This window comes from Streptomyces sp. NPDC001604 (assembly GCF_042893475.1).
In the GTDB taxonomy this organism is placed as follows: domain Bacteria; phylum Actinomycetota; class Actinomycetes; order Streptomycetales; family Streptomycetaceae; genus Streptomyces.
In genome coordinates this window covers 305,952-325,406 of the sequence record NZ_JBIAUY010000005.1, presented here as the reverse complement: position 1 = coordinate 325,406, position 19,455 = coordinate 305,952, and the positions used below count along the sequence as shown (strand labels likewise).

Annotated in this window: 23 protein-coding genes; 8 read left to right on the top strand and 15 right to left on the bottom strand. The window is 70.6% G+C overall.

Annotated features, from left to right (window positions below):
• The first annotated feature begins 23 nt into the window (after positions 1–23).
• Complete coding sequence (locus tag ACFY1E_RS17455) at positions 24–608, top strand: Uma2 family endonuclease (protein WP_389076572.1); 585 nt, start codon at positions 24–26, stop codon at positions 606–608.
• Between the two features lies 1 nt (position 609).
• On the opposite strand, the gene ACFY1E_RS17450 is transcribed toward ACFY1E_RS17455, so the two are convergent.
• A complete protein-coding gene (locus ACFY1E_RS17450; protein WP_389076570.1) occupies positions 610–1,530 on the bottom strand; it encodes an AEC family transporter in 921 nt (306 codons plus the stop codon).
• A gap of 144 nt (positions 1,531–1,674) precedes the next feature.
• On the opposite strand from ACFY1E_RS17450, the gene ACFY1E_RS17445 reads away from it, so the two are divergent.
• The gene (locus ACFY1E_RS17445; RefSeq protein ID WP_389076569.1) at positions 1,675–2,061 is read left to right on the top strand and encodes an STAS domain-containing protein; all 387 of its coding nucleotides are present in this window, start codon (positions 1,675–1,677) and stop codon (positions 2,059–2,061) included.
• Here the strand turns inward: ACFY1E_RS17445 and ACFY1E_RS17440 are convergent.
• Together ACFY1E_RS17440 and ACFY1E_RS17435 are read right to left on the bottom strand one after the other, a co-directional pair.
• Positions 1,945–2,949 (bottom strand): sigma-70 family RNA polymerase sigma factor, encoded by a 1,005-nt coding sequence (locus tag ACFY1E_RS17440; protein WP_344404469.1) that lies wholly within the window; start codon positions 2,947–2,949, stop codon positions 1,945–1,947. The genes ACFY1E_RS17445 and ACFY1E_RS17440 overlap by 117 nt on opposite strands.
• A 305-nt stretch (positions 2,950–3,254) precedes the next feature.
• On the bottom strand, positions 3,255–4,550 hold the full coding sequence (locus ACFY1E_RS17435) for an MFS transporter (RefSeq protein ID WP_389076567.1): 1,296 nt from the start codon (positions 4,548–4,550) through the stop codon (positions 3,255–3,257).
• A 63-nt stretch (positions 4,551–4,613) separates the two neighbouring features.
• On the opposite strand from ACFY1E_RS17435, the gene ACFY1E_RS17430 reads away from it, so the two are divergent.
• A complete protein-coding gene (locus tag ACFY1E_RS17430; protein WP_389076564.1) occupies positions 4,614–5,576 on the top strand; it encodes a LysR substrate-binding domain-containing protein in 963 nt (320 codons plus the stop codon).
• Between the two features lie 78 nt (positions 5,577–5,654).
• Here ACFY1E_RS17430 and ACFY1E_RS17425 read toward each other — a convergent pair whose 3' ends face one another.
• Complete coding sequence (locus ACFY1E_RS17425; RefSeq protein WP_389076562.1) at positions 5,655–6,416, bottom strand: alpha/beta hydrolase; 762 nt, start codon at positions 6,414–6,416, stop codon at positions 5,655–5,657.
• Between the two features lie 113 nt (positions 6,417–6,529).
• On the opposite strand from ACFY1E_RS17425, the gene ACFY1E_RS17420 reads away from it, so the two are divergent.
• Both ACFY1E_RS17420 and ACFY1E_RS17415 read left to right on the top strand, forming a co-directional pair.
• Positions 6,530–7,687 (top strand): adenosine deaminase, encoded by a 1,158-nt coding sequence (locus ACFY1E_RS17420; RefSeq protein ID WP_389076561.1) that lies wholly within the window; start codon positions 6,530–6,532, stop codon positions 7,685–7,687.
• Positions 7,688–7,826: 139 nt separating this feature from the next.
• On the top strand, positions 7,827–8,177 hold the full coding sequence (locus ACFY1E_RS17415; RefSeq protein WP_389076558.1) for an ATP-binding protein: 351 nt from the start codon (positions 7,827–7,829) through the stop codon (positions 8,175–8,177).
• A gap of 78 nt (positions 8,178–8,255) precedes the next feature.
• Here ACFY1E_RS17415 and ACFY1E_RS17410 read toward each other — a convergent pair whose 3' ends face one another.
• The 5 genes from ACFY1E_RS17410 to afsQ1 form a co-directional block, all read right to left on the bottom strand.
• Positions 8,256–8,459 (bottom strand): PspC domain-containing protein, encoded by a 204-nt coding sequence (locus ACFY1E_RS17410; protein ID WP_030929945.1) that lies wholly within the window; start codon positions 8,457–8,459, stop codon positions 8,256–8,258.
• A 95-nt stretch (positions 8,460–8,554) separates the two neighbouring features.
• On the bottom strand, positions 8,555–9,106 hold the full coding sequence (locus ACFY1E_RS17405; RefSeq protein ID WP_389076556.1) for a VanZ family protein: 552 nt from the start codon (positions 9,104–9,106) through the stop codon (positions 8,555–8,557).
• A 131-nt stretch (positions 9,107–9,237) separates the two neighbouring features.
• Complete coding sequence (locus tag ACFY1E_RS17400; protein WP_389076553.1) at positions 9,238–9,840, bottom strand: hypothetical protein; 603 nt, start codon at positions 9,838–9,840, stop codon at positions 9,238–9,240.
• A complete protein-coding gene (locus ACFY1E_RS17395; RefSeq protein ID WP_389076551.1) occupies positions 9,837–11,417 on the bottom strand; it encodes an ATP-binding protein in 1,581 nt (526 codons plus the stop codon). Before ACFY1E_RS17395 ends, ACFY1E_RS17400 begins: the two co-directional genes overlap by 4 nt.
• Positions 11,414–12,091: a two-component system response regulator AfsQ1 gene (gene afsQ1 / locus ACFY1E_RS17390; protein ID WP_344404458.1), complete on the bottom strand. Its 678-nt coding sequence runs from the start codon at positions 12,089–12,091 to the stop codon at positions 11,414–11,416. Before afsQ1 ends, ACFY1E_RS17395 begins: the two co-directional genes overlap by 4 nt.
• A 264-nt stretch (positions 12,092–12,355) precedes the next feature.
• Here afsQ1 and ACFY1E_RS17385 point away from each other — a divergent pair, with 264 nt between their 5' ends.
• A complete protein-coding gene (locus tag ACFY1E_RS17385) occupies positions 12,356–13,099 on the top strand; it encodes a SigE family RNA polymerase sigma factor (protein WP_389076549.1) in 744 nt (247 codons plus the stop codon).
• 169 nt (positions 13,100–13,268) lie between these two features.
• Here ACFY1E_RS17385 and ACFY1E_RS17380 read toward each other — a convergent pair whose 3' ends face one another.
• Positions 13,269–13,904, bottom strand: coding sequence for a uridine kinase (locus ACFY1E_RS17380; RefSeq protein ID WP_389076546.1), 636 nt, complete (start codon positions 13,902–13,904; stop codon positions 13,269–13,271).
• Between the two features lie 126 nt (positions 13,905–14,030).
• Here ACFY1E_RS17380 and ACFY1E_RS17375 point away from each other — a divergent pair, with 126 nt between their 5' ends.
• The gene (locus tag ACFY1E_RS17375) at positions 14,031–14,432 is read left to right on the top strand and encodes a hypothetical protein (protein ID WP_389076544.1); all 402 of its coding nucleotides are present in this window, start codon (positions 14,031–14,033) and stop codon (positions 14,430–14,432) included.
• 80 nt (positions 14,433–14,512) lie between these two features.
• Here ACFY1E_RS17375 and ACFY1E_RS17370 read toward each other — a convergent pair whose 3' ends face one another.
• The 5 genes from ACFY1E_RS17370 to deoC all read right to left on the bottom strand — a co-directional run bounded on the left by ACFY1E_RS17370 (position 14,513) and on the right by deoC (position 18,460).
• Positions 14,513–14,764 (bottom strand): type II toxin-antitoxin system RelE/ParE family toxin, encoded by a 252-nt coding sequence (locus tag ACFY1E_RS17370; RefSeq protein ID WP_389076541.1) that lies wholly within the window; start codon positions 14,762–14,764, stop codon positions 14,513–14,515.
• The gene (locus ACFY1E_RS17365) at positions 14,761–15,015 is read right to left on the bottom strand and encodes a type II toxin-antitoxin system Phd/YefM family antitoxin (RefSeq protein WP_133049980.1); all 255 of its coding nucleotides are present in this window, start codon (positions 15,013–15,015) and stop codon (positions 14,761–14,763) included. Before ACFY1E_RS17365 ends, ACFY1E_RS17370 begins: the two co-directional genes overlap by 4 nt.
• A 127-nt stretch (positions 15,016–15,142) precedes the next feature.
• On the bottom strand, positions 15,143–16,063 hold the full coding sequence (locus ACFY1E_RS17360) for an aldehyde dehydrogenase family protein (protein WP_389076539.1): 921 nt from the start codon (positions 16,061–16,063) through the stop codon (positions 15,143–15,145).
• Entirely contained in the window at positions 16,056–17,492 is a 1,437-nt protein-coding gene (locus tag ACFY1E_RS17355) for an aldehyde dehydrogenase family protein (protein WP_389076537.1), read from the bottom strand. Before ACFY1E_RS17355 ends, ACFY1E_RS17360 begins: the two co-directional genes overlap by 8 nt.
• A gap of 5 nt (positions 17,493–17,497) precedes the next feature.
• The gene (deoC, locus tag ACFY1E_RS17350) at positions 17,498–18,460 is read right to left on the bottom strand and encodes a deoxyribose-phosphate aldolase (RefSeq protein ID WP_115913309.1); all 963 of its coding nucleotides are present in this window, start codon (positions 18,458–18,460) and stop codon (positions 17,498–17,500) included.
• A 113-nt stretch (positions 18,461–18,573) separates the two neighbouring features.
• Between deoC and ACFY1E_RS17345 the strand changes: the two genes are divergently transcribed.
• Positions 18,574–19,263 (top strand): PH domain-containing protein, encoded by a 690-nt coding sequence (locus tag ACFY1E_RS17345; RefSeq protein WP_389076535.1) that lies wholly within the window; start codon positions 18,574–18,576, stop codon positions 19,261–19,263.
• Positions 19,264–19,455 lie beyond the last annotated feature (192 nt).

Genomic DNA, 19,455 nt, shown 5'->3' with positions numbered 1-19,455 from the left:
TGACGCAACCGAAGGAGACCGCCATGGGCGCACTCACCGTGGGCCACGACCCCGAGCAGGGCTGGGACGACCTCGTCCGGTTCTGGGAGGAGATGGACTGGCCCGAGGGCAGCAAGGTGGAGATCATCGAGGGGATCATCACCGTGTCACCTGCTCCCGCACCCCGTCACAACGTGATCGCGGCCCGCATCCAGCGTCGCCTGTACTCCGTGATCCCCGAGGACTGGGAGATCTTCCAGACGCAGGCCATCGCCGTCCCCTCGCGGCTGGGCATGTTCATCCCGGACATCCTGGTCGCCCCGGTCCAGGAGTGCACCGAGGCGGACACCTATCTGCCGGGCGCCGTGGCCGAACTCGTCGTGGAGGTCACCTCCAGGAAGAACGCACGCCACGACCGTGTGAGCAAGCCGGCCGCCTACGCCTCCGCGGGCATCCCGCTCTACCTCCTGGTCGACCGCTGGGCACCCGAGGGCCCCACCGCGACGCTCTACGGAGAGCCGCACGGAGACGTCTACCGCCCGCTCGCCGTCGCCAAGTTCGGCGAGCTGCTCACTCTCCCCGCGCCCTTCGACCTCGTCATCGACACCAGCGAGTTCCCCGAGACCTGAGTCACCCCAACAGCGCCGCCACCACCACCAGAACCGGCACCGACAACACCGTCGACAGCAGGATCGAGTCCCGCGCCACTCCCTCCGCCACCCGATACCGACTCGCATACGTGTACAGGTTCTGCGCCGCCGGAAGCGCCGACGTCACCACCACGTCGAGGAGTTGGTGGCCGTGCAGCCCGAACACCCCCACCGCCAGCGCCCATGCGGCCACCGGCTGGCCCACCGCCTTCAGTGCGACCGACAGGAACACGGGGAACCGGTCGGCGCCCCGCCCCGGCATCGTGCTGCCGCACAGGGAGATGCCGAAGGCCAGCAGGACCGCCGGAACCGACATGTTGCCGATCAGGGTCAGCGGGTCCATGACGGGAGCCGGGACCTTCAAGCCGGTCGCCGACACCGCCACCCCGGCCAGTGAGCCGACCGCGATCGGGTTGCGCAACGGCGTGAGCAGCCGGAGCCACAGCGGGCCCTTCTCGCCCTTGCCTGACAGGTCCAGGACCGTCAGGGCGATCGGCGTGACCGCGATGATCTGGAACAGCAGCACCGGCGCCACCAGCGAGGCGTCGCCCAGCACATACACGGCGATCGGGATGCCGAGGTTGCCCGAGTTGACGTAACTGGAGCACAGCGCGCCGATCGTCGTGCGGCCCACACTCCAGCCCCGTACGACACCGACCGCGACGAAGACACCGGCCGCAGCCGCCGTGCTCATGGCCGTCACCAGCAGCCGGCTGGAGAAGATCACCGACAGGTCGGCCCGCGCGAGCGTGGTGAACAGCAGCGCCGGGGACGCCACATGGAACGCCAGCTTGGTCAGCACCTCGCGCCCGTGCTCGCCGAGATGTCCCTGCCGTCCGATGACGTACCCCACCCCGATGACGACCGCGATGACCGCGAAGCCCGTCAGCACTCCCTGCACGCTGCCCCCTCGGCGGGGAGGAGGCCGTCGGGTATCCGGGGCGGTGCTGATGCTTGGGGCATACACCCAACCCTCCGGGGGAGGAGGGCGGCAGGTCAATGTGATCCCGGTCGACGGACCCGCCCGGCAGGCGGGTGCGCCGCGATGAGTTCCGCCCGCCCGTCCGGTCTACCCCCCGTGGATGCCATGACACCCGCCGTACTCGTGCTGCCCGGCCCCGTCACCCGTGACGAGGTGAGCGGGCTGTGCGAGGACGTGCAGGCGCTGTTGGAGGCCAACGGTGCCGGGGTCGTGGTGGTCGACGTCGCCGCGATCGGGCCGCCGGGGCTGGGTGCCGTGGATCTGCTCGCGCGGCTGGAGCTGGCCGCCCGGCGGGCCGGGGGCCGGATCCGGCTGCGCGATCCCGCCCCGTCGCTACACGCCCTCCTCGACCTGGTCGGGCTCCGCTTCGAGGTGGAGGGGCAGGCCGAACAGCGGGAACCAGCGCTGAGTGTCGAGGAAGAAGTGGAACCCGGAGAGCCCGCCGTCTGATATCTCCAGCACCTGCACCGCCCACGGGGTGAAGCCGCCCTTCTCCGGGTCCGGCTTGTACTGGGCGAACCCCGGCAGGCCGTTGACCTGGACCGGCAGCAGCCGCGAGCCCTCGCAGGCGGAGCCCAGGGTCGTCATGAAGCCCGTGATGTCGTCGTGGCCCGTCAGCCACAGGTCGAACGGCGGCATCGTCATCACGGCGTCCTCGTGCAGCAACGCCGTCAGCGCGGTCATGTCGTAGCCCTCGAAGGCCGCCACATAGCGGTCCAGGAGCTTGCGCTGCTCCTCGTCGAGAGGGTCGGAGACGGCCGCCGCTGCCGCCTTGTCGCCCTGCTCGCGCTCGGCGAGTGTCGCCCGGGCCCGCTGCAGGGCGCTGTTGACCGACGCCACCGAGGTGTCCAGCAGCTCGGCGACCTCGCTCGCCTTCCAGGCCAGCACCTCGCGCAGGATCAGCACCGCGCGCTGCTTCGCGGGCAGCTGCTGCAGGGCCGCCATGAAGGCGAGCCGCACGGACTCCTTGGCGACGGCGGCCTCCGCCGGGTCCTCGACGGTCGGCAGCACACGGGCGTCCGGCATCGGCTCGAGCCAGGTGTTGTCCGGGCGGGGGGAGAGGGCGGCCCGGGCGAGGGGCGTCGACTCGCTCAGGTCCATCGGGCGGGCGCGCTTGTTGCCGGCGGTCAGCATGTCCAGGCAGACGTTCGTCGCGATGCGGTACAGCCAGGAGCGGAGGCTGGAGCGGCCCTCGAACTTCTCGTAGCTGCGCCAGGCGCGGACCATCGTGTCCTGTACCGCGTCCTCGGCCTCGAAGGAGGAGCCGAGCATGCGGTAGCAGTAGCCGGTCAGCTCGACGCGGTGTTTCTCGAGCCTGACGTCGAGGTCTGTCGTCATGGTCCACCCACCCCTGTGGCCGTTCTGTGTCGCGCCTTTGCGCCCAGCACGTCCGAAGCTAGCGCAGGGCACTGACAATGGCGTGCCGAGCGGAGGAATGAGCAGGCCAGGGGGGTATCGCCCCCGCCGCCCCTACCCGTCCCGACCCGGGGGCCAGCCCCCGGACCCCCGCTCCTCAAACGCCGGAGGGGCTGCTTTTCAGCCCGTCCGGCGTTTGAGGACGAGGCCGTTCAGGCCGAAAAGGGGGGTCTGGGGGCGGAGCCCCCAGGGTCGGCACGGGTAGGGGCGGCGGGGGCGAAGGAAGCTCAGTGCGCCGGTACCGGGCTCCTCCGCGCAGCAACCCGAGCAGCTCGCGTCCCGAACACCGTGATCGTCACGACCCCCAGCACCGCCAGGAGCCCGACGCCGACCGTCCCGGTCCAGCCCCCCGCGTGGAACGCGATCGCCCCCACCGTGCTGCCCGCACTCGACCCGATGTAGTACGCCGACTGGTACAGGGCGGAGGCCTGCGCACGCCCCGTCGTAGCCGTCTTGCTCACCGCCGAGGACGCGACCGCATGCCCGGCGAAGAACCCGGCGGTGATCAGCACCAGCCCCAGCAGAACCGGCACCAGAGACCCCGCGAGGGTCAGGGCCAGGCCCGATGCCGTCGTACCGCCCGCCAGGTACAGCGCCCCACGGCGGCCCAGCCGCCCCACCAGCCGCCCGGCGGTGGACGCGGACGCCGTACCCACCAGGTAGACCAGGAAGATCGACCCGATGATGCCCTGCGGCAGCGAGAACGGAGCCTCCGTCAGGCGGTAACCGATCACCGTGTACACACCGCCGAACACCGTCATGAACAGCGCACCGATCGCATACAGCCGGCACAGTAGCGGGTTCGACAGGTGATCGCGCACCGTACGGGCCAGCACCCGCGGCCGCAACGAACCGGCCTTGAAGTGACGCGGAGCGGGCAGCAGCAGCCGGAAGGCCACGGCGCAGACCACCGCGATCGCACCGATGACACCGACCGCGACCCGCCAGCCCCACTCCTGCGCGACCCACCCGGTGATGACCCGGCCGCTCATCCCGCCGACACTGTTGCCCGCGACGAACAGCCCGATCGCCGTGACCAGCGCCTTCGGCCGGACCTCTTCGGCGAGATACGCGGTCGCCGACGCCGGAAGCCCGGCCAGCGCAGCCCCCTGCACCGCCCGCAGCACCACCAGCGCGGTCAGCGAGGGTGCGAACGGCACCAGGAGCCCGACCGTCACCGCGACCGCCAGCGAGCCCGTCATCACCGTACGACGTCCGAACCGCTCCGACAGCGCGCTCATCGGAAGGACGAACACCGCGAGGCCTCCGGTCGCCGCCGCCACCGTCCAGCTCGCCGCACTCGCCGCCACCCCGAACTCGCCGGAGATCAGCGGCAGCAGCGCCTGCGTGGAGTAGAGCAGCGCGAAGGTCGCGACCCCCGCGAGGAAGAGCGCGAAGCTCATCCGGCGGTAGCCGGGCCCTCCCGGCGCCATACGGGAATCGGCGGCAGGGGTGACAGGGACGACGGGGACAACGGATGCGGCGCCCACGACGGTGGACGCCCCGGTACTGGCGGGAGACATGCCTCGAAGCTACGTACGACCCCGCTCATCCGTCCAATGCATGGAATCGCCATAATCGTTCCCATGGTGCATCAGCAGAGGTCACAAGCTCGCCTGTCACCGTCCAGTGACACAAAAGACACCGAGGACATCGTCTCGCTGCTCGCCCCGCGCCTCGCCCACTTCGCCGGGGTGGCCCGCACCGAGCACGTCACGCGCGCCGCCCAGGAGATGCAGGTTCCGCAGTCCACCCTCTCCCGGGCCATGGTCCGCCTCGAACAGGACCTGGGCGTCGACCTGTTCGCCCGCCGCGGCCGCACGGTCTCCCTCACCCCGGCCGGCCGCACCTTTCTGGGCTCCGTCGAACGTGCCCTCGCCGAGATCGAGCGCGCCGCCGAGGAGGTCCGCGCCGACGCCGACCCGGCCACCGGCAAGGTCGCCTTCGGCTTCCTGCACACCATGGGCGCCGAAACCGTCCCCGGCCTCATCCACGCCTTCCGGGCCGACCACCCCCGCGTCCGCTTCAGCCTCGTCCAGAACTACGGCGAGGCGATGCTGGAGAAGCTGCGCGCGGGCGAACTCGACCTCTGTCTGACCTCCCCGGTCCCCGACGCCCCCGACCTGGTGGCCCGCCGCCTCGACGAGCAGAAACTCCGCCTGGTCGTCCCCGCCGACCACCCCCTGGCGTCCCGCCGCCGCATCCGCCTGGCCGAAGCGGCCGACGAAACCTTCGTCACCCTCGAACCGGGCTACGGCATGCGCCGTATCACGGACGACCTGTGCAAGGAGGCCGGCTTCCGGCCGAGGATCGCCTTCGAGGGGGAGGAAGCGGAGACCCTGCGAGGGCTGGTGGCGGCAGGCCTCGGAGTGGCCCTCCTGCCCCCACCCGCCTTCCCGCGGCCAGGAGTTGTGGAACTCACGGTCACGGCCCCACGTGCGGCCCGCGAAATCGGCGTTGCCTGGCTTGACGGCCACCCGGACACACCCCCAGTGGCAGCCTTCAAGCGGTTCCTACTCTCAAGAAGGGGCAACTTGCTACCCACCTGAGCCGGAGCGCCCCGTCAGGGGCGCGGGGAACTGCGATCAACCACGACGCACCCGCACCCCGCAACGAACCCCGAGCTCTCACCGGCGCAGCGACTTGCCAAAACCGGCAGCCAAGGGCATCCGCAACCCCAACGGCGGCGGAGCCGCCAACGCATCCTCCACCGGCCGTGAAAACGACCGCCCGAACAACGCCCCCATCACGAAGTCCTCCGCCAGCGCATGCACTTCGCTCCGGTACTGATGCAACCCATGACCGTCGGAGTGCACTTCGAACCGGCACACGTCCCGGTTCGCCTTCTTCGCCCGCGCCGCCAGCCGGAAGGAAAGCTCGGGGTCGCAGACCTCGTCCCGCGTGCCGTGAACGATCAGCACCCGCCGCCCGGCCAGCTGCTTCACCGGTTCGGGCGAAGCCGCGACGTCCTCCTCGGGCAGCCAAGGCGCCATCGCCAGCACGGAGTTGACCGCGTCGTGCCCGCCCGCGCGCAGTGCGGCCCGGCCGCCCATGCCGAAGCCGACGAGGCAGACGGGGACGTCGCCGTAGCGCCGTACCGCTTCGTCCGCGGCCCAGGAGGCGTCCCCCGCCAGATGGGCCTCGCTGCCGTTCCAGCCGCGGTAGCGGTAGTGGACGACATGGGTGGCGAGGCCCTCCTCCCGCCCGGCGCGGGCCAGGCGGCGGCCCAGTGCGCGCACGGAGGCGGTCGCCAGCATGGGGGACGGTCTGCGGGCCGACTCCTCGTCGCCGCCGGGGAGCAGCAGAACCACTCCGCTCACCGCCGTCGGTTCCGGGCCGAGCGCCCTCCCCAGCCGGGCCCGTCGAACCGGCGTCGCTTGGTGTGCCATGACAGAACAGTGTCAGAAGCGCAGGTGTACGTGCCCCGTCCATGCGGTCACCGTTACGTATCGACGGAGTTGTACAACCCGCGATCTACGCGCGTAGGAGGTAGAGTGCGGAAATGACGAGCCAGACCATCTCGAACACCCCGACGCCGGAGCAGATCCGCCGGGCGCCGAAGGTTCTGCTGCACGACCACCTCGACGGCGGCCTCCGCCCGGGGACGATCGTCGAACTCGCCCGCGACACGGGCTATGACCGCCTCCCCGAGACCGACCCCGGCAAGCTGGGCGTCTGGTTCCGGGAGGCCGCCGACTCCGGTTCGCTGGAGCGGTACTTGGAGACCTTCTCCCACACCGTCGGCGTGATGCAGACCCGGGACGCGCTCGTCCGGGTCGCGCGCGAGTGCGCCGAGGACCTCGCCGAGGACGGGGTGGTGTACGCCGAGGTGCGGTACGCCCCCGAGCAGCACCTGGAGGGCGGGCTGACCCTCGAGGAGGTCGTCGAGGCCGTCAACGAGGGCTTCCGGGAAGGGGAGCGGCTCGCGCGGCAGAGCGGTCACCGGATCCGCGTGGGTGCCCTGCTCACCGCCATGCGGCACGCCGCCCGCGCCCTGGAGATCGCCGAACTCGCGAACCGGTACCGGGACCTGGGGGTGGTGGGCTTCGACATCGCCGGCGCCGAGGCCGGTTACCCGCCCACCCGGCACCTCGACGCCTTCGAGTATCTGAAGCGCGAGAACAACCACTTCACCATCCACGCCGGCGAGGCCTTCGGGCTGCCGTCCATCTGGCAGGCCCTGCAGTGGTGCGGCGCCGACCGGCTCGGACACGGTGTGCGCATCATCGACGACATCCAGGTGCAGGCCGACGGCTCGGTGAAGCTCGGACGGCTCGCCTCGTACGTACGGGACAAGCGCATCCCGCTCGAACTGTGCCCCAGCTCCAACCTTCAGACCGGGGCGGCGGAGTCGTATGCCGAACACCCGATCGGACTGCTGCGCCGACTGCACTTCCGTGCGACCGTGAATACGGACAATCGACTCATGTCCGGCACGAGTATGAGTCGGGAATTCGAGCACCTTGTCGACGCCTTCGGTTATTCGCTCGACGACATGCAGTGGTTCTCCGTCAATGCGATGAAATCAGCGTTCATTCCTTTCGATGAACGACTGGCGATGATCAATGACGTGATCAAGCCTGGATATGCCGAGCTGAAGTCCGAATGGCTGTTCCAGCAAACCGCTTCCACCAGCGGTTCTGTGCCCTCGGAGGAGTAGCCGGGGATATTGGGGTGTGTGGAATGCGGACGGGTATTCACAACCCGTTCGCATTTCGATGTTTGCGGCGGACGGGTGCCCGTGTTTACGGTCGAGACACCGCTCACATTTCCGCAACCCCATTTCGAGGATTTATTTCATGAAGCAGTCTGCTGCCAAGACCCTCGGTGTCGCCGCTCTCGGTGCCGCCTTCGCCGCCACGGGCGCGGGCGCCGCGAACGCGGCCCCGGCGGTCCCGGACGCCACCGGCATGCTGGGCTCCGTCACCGGCGCGCTCCCGGCGCAGAACGTCTCCCAGGCGCTGCCGGGTGCCCAGGCGGCGGTGGCCCAGGGCAAGCCCGCCCTCGAACGCGGTCTGTCCTCCGTGCGGCCGTCGGCCGGTGCGCTCACCGACGGATCGGCGCCGGTGGCCGGGCTGCTCGGTGGTATGCCGGTGCAGTCGAGCCTGCCCACGCACGGGCTGCCCGTGAACGGCCTGCCGCTCGGCTGACCCGCCTCCCGAACGCGCCGACGGGGCGCACCCCCGGGCACGGGGGTGCGCCCCATCGGCGTACCCGCGAAAAGGGGCTCACCAGGCGGTGCGGGCCGCCTTCTCCTCCGAGGGCAGCAGGATCCACAGCGCTATGTAGAGCAGGAACTGCGGGCCCGGCAGCAGGCAGGACAGCAGGAAGATCACGCGCATGGTGGTCGCGGAGGTGCCGAAGCGCCGCGCCAGACCGGCGCACACGCCGCCGATCATGCGGCCGTGGGTGGGGCGGACGAGGGCGGACATGTGCGGCTCCTTCGTGAGCGTCGGTCGAGGCGGCCTCTTGGCGGCTTCCTCATCTGCCTTCAACGCTACGGAGACGAAGGGGGCAAAGCGTCGCTCTACGGTGCGATCCCGACCCTGGGAAACGTCGGGGTTCGACCCTGAACCGCTTCCTCCTGGCGGACGGCCGTCCCTTCGTTCCGCTCGGACCTGCGGCGGAGCCAGGAGCGGGCCGCGGGGACGACGGCGAGATGGGCGAGGGCCACACCCACGGTGTTCAGCAGCAGTGAGTCGACGTCCGGGACCCGGCCGGGCACGCCGGTCTGCAGCAGCAGGATGCCCGCGGAGACCAGCGCGCCCGCGGCGACCGTACGGACGAACGAGGCGAACGGGACGGCCCACGGCCTGCCGTGCGCCATCGGGAGCAGTACGCCGAGCGGTGCGAGGAGGCCGACGCCCTCGCCGATGCGGCGGACCGCCTCCGGCCGGCCCAGGGCCAGGTCGGCGCGTATCCCGGCGAACGGATGCAGGTTGGGGGGCATCACCCAGGGCACGTCCAGTGGGCGCAGCGCGAGCCAGGCGACGAACGCGAGGTGTGCGACAAGGAGGACGCTCCCTGTCACACGGATGCGGATCGCGGCGTTGCCGCCGATGGAGCCTTGACGCTGCACGATCCCCTAGACGCCGCGTGCGGCAGGATCGGTTCCGGCTTGTCCGGAGGTACCTGGATGAGGCTTCCGCCACACGGCCGTTTCACGGCCCGTTCACCTCCGCGGCGCCCCCGCGGGTCCATGCGCGTACGTCAGCCGCCCGTGACCGGGCTGGACGGCGGGTGCTCGGTGCCCGGGCGGGAGCGGACCTCGTCCGTGCACTCGTAGCGGCGCAGCGGCTCCTTGCCGGGGCCGCCGAGGATGACCGAGCCGTCGCCCCCGGCCGCCGTCGAGTCGGAGAAGGTGCAGACGAGCTGGGCCAGCGCGAAGGACGTGAGATCGCCGGGCGGGGTGCTGAGCCGGAGCGTGTCGTCGGGGTCGCCGGGGCGGGGGCCGCTCACGGTCATGCCACCGCGTACGTCCGTGGTGTACCCGGCCTCCTTCTCGGCGGCCGAGGGCGTGGCCGCGAGCTGGTCGAGCAGACCCTGCGCCACCAGCACCCGACGCTGCGAGTCCGGGGAGCCGTCCGGGACCCGTACCGTCCGGTCCACGGCGACCAGCGAGGACCCGCACAGCAGGAACACCTGCACGGGCAGCCCGCGCGAGGCCTGGGGCGAGACCTCCGGCTCGGCCGGCGAGCACTGCACCTGGGAGGGCGCCGCCCCGAAGTCCGTGGGCACCTCGGTGGGCCGGATGCCGCAGCCGCCGAGCACCGCGGCGAGGAGGGGGAGCGCCAGGAGACGTCGTACGGTCATGAGGCGTTCCCGTTCTTCCCCGTGTCCTTCTCGGACTCCTCCGTCAGCGCGGACGCGTCCCGCGGCAGCCGCAGTGTGAACACCGCACCGCCGTCGGGGGAGTTGGCGGCGGTGATCTCGCCGCCGTGGATGTGCGCGTTCTCCAGGGCGATGGACAGGCCCAGGCCGCTGCCTTCGGAGCGCGGGCGGGAGGCGCTCGCCTTGTAGAAGCGGTCGAAGACGTGCGGCAGGACGTCCTCGGGGATGCCCGGCCCGTGGTCGCGCACCGCGATGACGATCTGGTCACCCTCCCCGCCTGCGTCCTCCGGCCGCACCGACACCCGCACCGGCGACCCGCCGTGCTTGAGCGCGTTGCCGATCAGGTTGGCGAGGATCACGTCCAGGCGGCGGGGGTCGACGCGGGCGTGGATGCCGCGCTCGGCGTCCAGCTCGACCGCGTCCAGCCAGGCCCGGGCGTCGATGCAGGCGGTGATCTGGTCGGCGAGGTCGACGTCGTCAAGGACCAGCCGTGCGGTGCCGGCGTCGAAGCGGGTGACCTCCATCAGGTTCTCGACCAGGTCGTTGAGCCGCCGGGTCTCGCTGACGACCAGCCGTACGGCGGGTTCGATCATCGGGTCCATCGACCCGGAGTCCGCCTCCAGCTCCTCCTCCAGGATCTCCGTCACGGCGGTGATCGCGGTGAGCGGCGTACGGAGTTCATGACTCATGTCGGCGACGAAGCGCCGGGACGCCTCGTCCCGCGCGGCCATGTCCTCGACCCGCTTCTCCAGCGCCTCGGCCGCGTCGTTGAACGTGCGTGACAGATCGGCGAGTTCGTCGGTCCCCGACACCCTGAGCCGGGTGTCCAGCTTGCCCTCGCCGAGCCTGCGCGCGGCCACCCCGAGCCGCTGCACCGGCTTGAGCACGGTCGAGGCGGCGGCCTGCGCGAGCAGCGCCGAGCCCACCAGTGCGAGGCCGGTGGCGATCCCCAGCGACCAGGCGAGGGAGTTGAGGTCCTTGGCCTCCGGCTCCAGCGACTTGAGCATGTAGCCGGTCGCCCCGCCGTTGATCACCCTCGTGCCCGCCACCAGGTACGGCGTGCCGTGGTTGACGACGCGCTGCCAGTACAGGTGGTAGGGGTACTTGTTGCCGGAGTCGACCTGCTGCTTCTTGGTCACGGCGGCGCGCAGCGACCGGGGCACGTCCTGCAGCGAGAAGCCGTCCAGGCCGCTCGAACTGCCGTAGACGGTCCTGCCGTCGGCGTCCTGCGCGACGAGCAGCACGTTGAAGCGCTGGCTGCTGTTGGCCATCTGGCCCGCGGTGCGCTGCAGTTCGTCCTGTGTGGGGTGCGCGCTCAGGGTGCCCGCCCGGGTCTGCATCGCCTGCCGGAAGTCGCCGAGCACCGCGTCCTGGGTGCGGGTGAGCACGGCCTCGCGGTTGAGCCAGTACGCGATCCCGGACGCGGACACGGCGGCGGTGAGCGCCACGAGCCCGAAGACGACCACCAGGCGCAACCGCAGACTGGTGAAGCGCAGCCGTGAAAGATGTCCCCTGCGAGTCGCGGCCCAGCCGCGAACCCCCCCTTGCGCTTCGGTCACTGAGGCGTGTCCAGCCGGTAGCCCACGCCACGCACGGTACGGATCAGCGTCGGGGACGACGGGACGTCCTCGACCTTGGCACGCAGCCGCTGGACGCACGCGTCCACCAGCCGGGAGTCACCGAGGTAGTCGTGCTCCCACACCAGCCGCAGCAACTGCTGCCGGGACAGCGCCTGCCCGGGCCGCCGGCTCAGCTCCAGGAGCAGCCTGAGCTCGGTCGGCGTGAGCTGCAGGTCCTCGCCGTTCTTGGTCACCGTCATCGCCGCGCGGTCGATGACCAGGCTGCCGAAGCTCGCCGCGTCGGTCGACTCGCGGTCCCCGCGCCGCAGCACGGCCCGGATCCGGGCGTCGAGCACCCGTCCCTGGATCGGCTTGACCACATAGTCGTCCGCGCCGGACTCCAGGCCCACGACCACGTCGATGTCGTCGCTGCGCGCGGTCAGCAGAATGATCGGCAACTGGTCCGTGCGCCGGATGCGCCGGCACACCTCGAACCCGTCGATGCCGGGCAGCATCACATCCAGCACGACCAGGTCCGGCCGCTGCTCCCGCAGGAGCTTCAGACCGTCCTCACCGGTGGCAGCGGTGGCAACCCGGTGTCCCTGGCGCGTAAGAGACAGCTCCAGGGCCGTACGGATGGCGTCGTCATCCTCGATCAGCAACAGGGTAGGCACGCGCTCATTCTGGCCCATGGTGGGTCGGGGTTTCGACTCTGCTGCGGACCCGTACGCCTGTGTGCCCGTACCGCTCTGCTCTGTGACCGCGCTGTGTCTTCCCTGCGGCCGACCCCTGTGACAGGTCTGTGACAGTCGGCGGACACGGCCATGAAGGTGCGGGGGCAAGCTTTTCGGCACAGGCAAGGAAGCACCGCCGGGACACCGCGGAGATCCACCGCCTGAGCAAGCCGAACACCGGAAGTCCACGACGGGGGGCGCGAGATGAACATGCTGCACAGCACGAGCAACAGCGCAGTGGTCACGCGCCTGCACGACGTGAACGGGGGCCGGGGTTCCGAGAAGTCCGGTGCCGTGAGCGGGCGGGGGTGCGCTCGCGGCGCCGGGCGTCAGCACACCGCGTACATGACGGTGGTTGACACCTGCACGGGGGAAACGCACGGGGGAAGCGCGTACAGGGAGGACACGGGGGAGCGTCGGTCGCTGTCGGAGGCGGAGTTCACCGCCTACGTCCAGGAGCGCCGCGCCTCCCTGTACGCCACCGCGTACCACCTGACCGGTGACCGCTTCGAGGCCGAGGACCTGCTGCAGAGCGCGCTGTTCTCGACGTACAAGGCCTGGGACCGGATCAGCGACAAGGCCGCGGTCGGGGGCTACCTCCGCCGCACCATGACGAACCTGCACATCAGCGCGTGGCGCCGCCGCAAGCTGAACGAGTACCCGACCGAGGAGCTGCCGGAGACGCCCGGCGACACGGACGCGATGCGCGGCACGGAGTTGCGCGCGGTCCTGTGGCAGGCGCTCGCCCGCCTCCCCGAACTCCAGCGCACCATGCTGGTCCTGCGCTACTACGAGGGCCGCACGGACCCGGAGATCGCGGAGATCCTCGACATCAGTGTCGGCACGGTGAAGTCCAGCATCTGGCGGTCGCTCCGCCGGCTGCGCGAGGACGAGGTCCTCAGCTTCGGCCGTGACGAGGAGGACGCCTTCGGGGAGCTCGTCGCCTGAGGGTCGGGGGGAAGCAAGTACGGGGGAAGTACGGGGGAGCAGTAACCGGGGGACCCACGGGGGACAACGGGGGTGCATGGGGGAGGCACCACGGGGGGAACGGGGGAGAGCGGGACTGGAGGGCCGGGGGGTCCGTCCAGTCCCGCTTTTTTTGCGTGTACGGGTGCGGTCAGCGCGTGTGGGTCGCCGCGGGGCGCCGGCCCACCGCGGCCGCGGCCAGCCGGCCCAGGGCCTCGTCCCGGTCGCAGGCGTGGGCGCCGAGGGAGGTCTGGCGGGCGATGATCGAGCGTTCCTGACGCATCAGGCGCCAGCCGCGGCGCAGCAGGAACGGCACCGACTTGCGGCCCTCCTTGAGATCGCGCAGGAAGCGGCGGCGGAAGGTGCGGACCGCGCCGCGGTTCAGACACAGGGCGTCGGCCAGCAGCCCCAACTCCCGGCAGCGCTCGACGATCTCGGCCGCGAAGATGCCCTCCGCGATGAACAGCGGTGTCCGTCCTATGTCGACGGTCTCCTCACCGGTGCGGGCCGAGAGGGATATGTCGTAGACGGGAACCTTCGTACGGCCGGTGCGGCACAGCTCCGCGATCGCGGCGACGGCGGTGTCCGTGTCCCAGGAGTCGGGGTGGTCCCAGTCGATGTCGGAGCTTCCCGCCACCAGCGGCAGCGTCGGGTCCTCGCCCTCCTTGTAGAAGTCGTCGAGGCGCAGCACGGGGAGGCCGGAGCGGGCGGCGACAAGGGACTTGCCGGAGCCCGAGGGGCCGCAGAGCAGCACGACGCGGGCGGAGGAGGGGAGATGAATGCTCACGGGACACCAGTTTGACGTATTCCGTACGCCCTGCCGACCCCGCGGGTCGGCTTTGGTGTGCGCATCACATCTCAACTACCCTTCGTGTCGACCTGATTACTCAGCGAATCCAAGGTGACTACTGCAATGGCACGACACGCTTCCCCCTCCAAGCCCACCGCCCAGCGCGCCCTCATCGCCCTCGCGACCGTCTCGGCGGCCCTGGGTGCGAGCGCGGCGACGGCGTCCGCCGACTCCACCGCCGCCGTGAAGGTGCCGTTGTCGCCGGCGACCGCGGCCAACGCGCTCAGCAAGCTCGACCCGCAGAAGAGCCTGCAGGGGCCGACCGGCCAGGTGCGGTCCGTCACCGGCTCCGTGCAGGGCCTCAAGCGCAACGCGCTCACCCGCAACACGGTCGACCCGACGGACAACCACATCGCCGGCCCGCTCTCCGGGCTGAGCTACCTCGCCGAGACGAGCCCGGTCGGTACGGTTCCGGCTGCGCTGACGACGGCCGCCATGCTGCTGGGCGGTCCTCGCCTGGTCTGAGCCCGGCCCCGCGTATGAGAGAGCCGCGTCTTCCCTGACGGCAGGGAAGACGCGGCTCTCCGGTTTCGGTGTGCTTGTGTTCAGGTGGTTCGGCCGAGATGGGTGACCATGATGTGGATCACCTCGTTGTCGATGACGTACAGGATCCGGTAGTCGCCGACGCGGAGGCGTCGGATGTCGGGTGACCCGTACGGAGTTGACGCCGCCGGCCGGGGGTCGTCGGCCAGTTTGTCGATGGTGTCGAGGACCAGAGCCAGGCCGCTCGGATCTTCCTTCAGGAACCGGGCTGCCGAGTCGAGGGCGTGCGGCTCGAAGACGATCTCGTACTTCACTGCTGTTCGAGCCCCAGCCGCCGACGAACCTCAGCCATCGGGATACCGGGTCCGAGAGTTCCCTCTGCCTTGCGCCGCTGGTAGTCCGCCACTGCCAGTGCGTCTTCGAAGTCCTCTATCACCTGTGGCGATACGAGCAGAGCGGCCACGTGCCCGTGGTCGGTGAGGGCGATGGTCTCGCGGCCGTGGGCGGCGCGGCGGACCAGGTCGCCGAGCTGGGAGCGGGCTGCGCTGATGGCGATCTCTACCATGCGCACATGGTTGCATAAGAGTAATCTAGTGTGCAATTCATGTGACTATATGGCTGCATGGCTTGCCTCAACGGAAGAGCCGCGCCTCCCGCGGACGGAGGGGAGGCGCGGCTCAGTTGAAGAGGGCTCAGTACGCCGAGCCCGACGCGCCCAGCGACCCCGTCGGGTGCCAGACCGTCTTCGTCTCCAGGAACGCGGTCATGCGGTCGATGCCGGGGGTCGCGGACCAGTCGACTTCGTCCACAGGCTGTGGACGGAGAACCCGCTTCAGGTTGTCCGCCGCCGCGATCTCCAGCTCCTTCGCCAGGCCGTCGTCGGCGCCGGCGAGGTCGATCGCGTTGACGTCCTGGTGCGCGGCCAGCGGTGCCGCGATCTCCGCCGTACGGCCGGAGAGGACGTTGACGACCCCGCCGGGCAGGTCGGAGGTGGCCAGGACCTCGCCCAGGGACAGGGCGGGGAGCGGGGACTTCTCGGAGGCCACCACGACCGCCGTGTTGCCCGTGGCGATCACCGGGGCGATCACCGAGACCAGGCCGAGGAACGACGACTCCTGGGGGGCCAGGACCGCGACCACGCCCGTCGGCTCGGGCGAGGACAGGTTGAAGTACGGGCCCGCGACCGGGTTTCCGCCGCCCACGACCTGGGCGATCTTGTCGGTCCAGCCCGCGTACCAGACCCAGCGGTCGATCGCGGCGTCCACGACCACGGCCGCCTTGGACTTCGAGAGGCCTTCCGAGTCGGCCACCTCGCGCACGAACTGCTCGCGGCGGCCCTCCAGCATCTCGGCGATGCGGTAGAGGATCTGACCGCGGTTGTACGCCGTCGCGCCCGACCAGCCGCCGAACGCCTTGCGGGCGGCGACCACCGCGTCACGGGCGTCCTTGCGGGACGAAAGGGGCACGTTCGCCAGCCAGTTGCCCTTTGTGTCCGTCACCTCGTACACCCGGCCGCTCTCGGAACGCGGGAACTTCCCGCCGACGTACAGCTTGTAGGTCTTGAAGACCGACAGACGGTCGAACCGCTCGGTCTTCTCGGTCTTCTCAGACATCGAGGTACGCCTCCAGGCCGTGGCGGCCGCCCTCGCGGCCGAAGCCCGACTCCTTGTAGCCGCCGAACGGCGAGGTCGGGTCGAACTTGTTGAACGTGTTGGACCAGACGACGCCCGCACGGAGCTTGTTCGCGACGGCGAGGATCCGCGAACCCTTCTCCGTCCAGATGCCCGCCGACAGGCCGTACGGGGTGTTGTTGGCCTTGGCGACCGCCTCGTCCGGGGTGCGGAAGGTGAGGACGGACAGCACCGGGCCGAAGATCTCGTCGCGGGCGATCCGGTGCGCCTGGGTGACGTTGGTGAAGAGCGTCGGGGCGAACCAGTAGCCGGAGGACGGGATTTCGCAGGCCGGGGACCAGCGCTCGGCGCCCTCCGCCTCGCCCTGCTCGACGAGGGTGGTGATGCGGGAGAGCTGTTCCTCGGAGTTGATCGCCCCGATGTCCGTGTTCTTGTCCAGGGGGTCACCGAGACGGAGCGTCGACAGACGGCGCTTCAGTGCCTCCAGCAGCTCGTCCTGGATCGACTCCTGGACGAGGAGCCGGCTGCCCGCGCAGCAGACCTGGCCCTGGTTGAAGAAGATGCCGTTGACGATGCCCTCGACGGCCTGGTCGATGGGGGCGTCGTCGAAGACGATGTTGGCGCCCTTGCCGCCCAGTTCGAGGGTGAGCTTCTTGCGGGAGCCGGCCACCGTGCGGGCGATCTCCTTGCCGACCGCCGTCGAGCCCGTGAACGCCACCTTGTTGACGTCCGGGTGCGCGACGAGCGCGGCGCCTGTGTCGCCGTAGCCGGGAAGGATGTTGACGACGCCCTTGGGGAGACCGGCCTGGCGGCAGATGTCCGCGAAGAAGAGGGCGGAGAGGGGGGTCGTCTCGGCGGGCTTCAGCACGACCGTGTTTCCGGTCGCGAGGGCCGGGGCGATCTTCCACGCCAGCATCAGGAGGGGGAAGTTCCAGGGGATGACCTGGCCGGCGACGCCCAGCGGCTTCGGGTTCGCTCCGAAGCCGGCGTGCTCCAGCTTGTCGGCCCAGCCCGCGTAGTAGAAGAAGTGCGCGGCGACCAGGGGGAGGTCGGCGTCGCGGGTCTCCTTGATCGGCTTGCCGTTGTCGAGGGTCTCCAGGACGGCGAGCTCACGGCTGCGCTCCTGGATGATCCGCGCGATGCGGAACAGGTACTTGGCGCGCTCCGAGCCGGGCAGCGCCGACCACTTCTCGAACGCCCTGCGGGCGGCCTTCACCGCGCGGTCGACGTCCTCGGAACCGGCCTGGGCGACCTCCGACAGCACCTCCTCGGTGCTCGGGGAGACCGTCTTGAAGACCTTGCCGTCGGCCGCGTCCGTGAACTCGCCGTCGATGAACAGGCCGTAGGACGGCGCGATGTCGACGATCGAGCGGGACTCGGGTGCCGGGGCGTATTCGAATGCGGATGCCATGGTGATCAGTCCACCGTCACGTAGTCGGGGCCGGAGTAGCGGCCGGTGGCCAGCTTCTGACGCTGCATCAGCAGGTCGTTCAGGAGCGAGGAGGCGCCGAAGCGGAACCAGTGGTTGTCCAGCCAGTCCTCGCCCGCGGTCTCGTTGACCAGCACGAGGAACTTGATGGCGTCCTTGGAGGTGCGGATGCCGCCGGCGGGCTTCACGCCCACCTGTACCCCGGTCTGCGCGCGGAAGTCGCGCACGGCCTCCAGCATCAGCAGGGTGTTGGCGGGGGTGGCGTTGACCGCGACCTTGCCCGTGGACGTCTTGATGAAGTCCGCGCCCGCCAGCATGCCGAGCCAGCTCGCGCGGCGGATGTTGTCGTACGTCGACAGCTCGCCCGTCTCGAAGATGACCTTGAGGCGGGCCGAGGCGCCGCAGGCCTCCCGTACGGCGACGATCTCGTCGTACACCTTCATGTAGTTGCCCGCGAGGAACGCCCCGCGGTCGATGACCATGTCGATCTCGTCGGCGCCCGCGGCGACGGCCTCGCGGACGTCGGCCAGCTTCACGGCGATCGGGGCGCGGCCCGCCGGGAAGGCCGTGGCGACCGAGGCGACCTTCACGGAGGAGCCGGCGACGGCCTCCTTCGCGGCGGGCACCATGTCGGGATAGACGCAGACGGCCGCGGTCGCGGGGGTCGTACGGTCCGTGGGGTCGGGGTGGACGGCCTTGGCGCCGAGCGCCCGGACCTTGCCCGGGGTGTCCGCGCCTTCCAGCGTCGTCAGGTCGACCATCGAGATGGCGAGGTCGATGGCGTACGCCTTCGCGGTCGTCTTGATGGAACGGGTACCGAGAGAGGCGGCGCGCGCCTCCAGACCGACCGCGTCGACGCCGGGCAGCCCGTGAAGGAAGCGGCGCAGCGTGCTGTCGGACGCGGTGACGTCTTCGAGTGCGTGGGCTGCGTTGGGTGCAGTGGTGGGCATGGTCACCAGACGAGCATATCTACGCGCGTAGCGGCTGTACACCCCAGGCTGCTCATCAACTGCGCACGCACCACGTACGAGCATCGTCGTGGCCGTCGGGCAGAATCGGCGGTATGACGACCCCGGACCACGAGTCACCAGCACCGCAGCCCCCGGCCTCCCAGTACAAGGACCGGGTCTACCGGTCGTCCGGTGGTCTCGCCGGCGGCGTCCTGCTGCTCGCCATCGCGGGCTGGCTGGGCATCGACGCGATCGTCTCCGGGCACGGCCGCACCCCGTGGCTGGCGCTCGCCGCGCTGATCTTCGTGGTGCCGCTGATCCTGGCCTTCACGCTGCGCCCCGCCGTCCAGGCCAACGCGGAGCGGCTGCGCATCCGCAACCCCTTCCGCATCGTCGTGGTGCCGTGGAGCGAGGTCGCACTGCTGCGGTCCGGTTACTCCAACGAGGTCGTCGTGAAGTCCGGGAGCAAGTACCAGCTGTGGGCCGTCCCCGTCTCGCTGCGCGCCCGGAAGAGGGCGGCGCGACAGGAGGCCAGGGCCACGGCGGACGCGAGCGGCCGGGGCCGGCGGGGCCGTGGGGGCGGTGTCTTCGGACCCGGCGGACTCCCGGGCGGCACCGCCGTCCCGGAGGGGCCCGTCCGCGCCGAGAGCGACAAGATCATGGACGAGCTGCGCGAACTGCTCGAAACCCATGAGCGGACGGGGACGGCGCAGGGCGAGGTGACGGTGCGCTGGGCATACGAGATCGCGGGGCCCGCGCTGGCCGGGGCGGTGCTGCTGGTGATCCTGGCGGCTACTGGCTGAGCTGGGGCCGGGTGGGGCGGCCGGGTGGCCGGGGGCGCCGGTACGGCGCGGGCGGGGGACGCGGCGCCGCGAGGACGGCACGTCACGGTACTGCGGCCTCTCGGCCGCCGGGCGCGGGCGGCATGTGGTCGTGGACGTGGCCGTGGCTTCAGGGCCGGCGCGGCGGTGTGATTGCGGCCCGCCGTCGCCCGG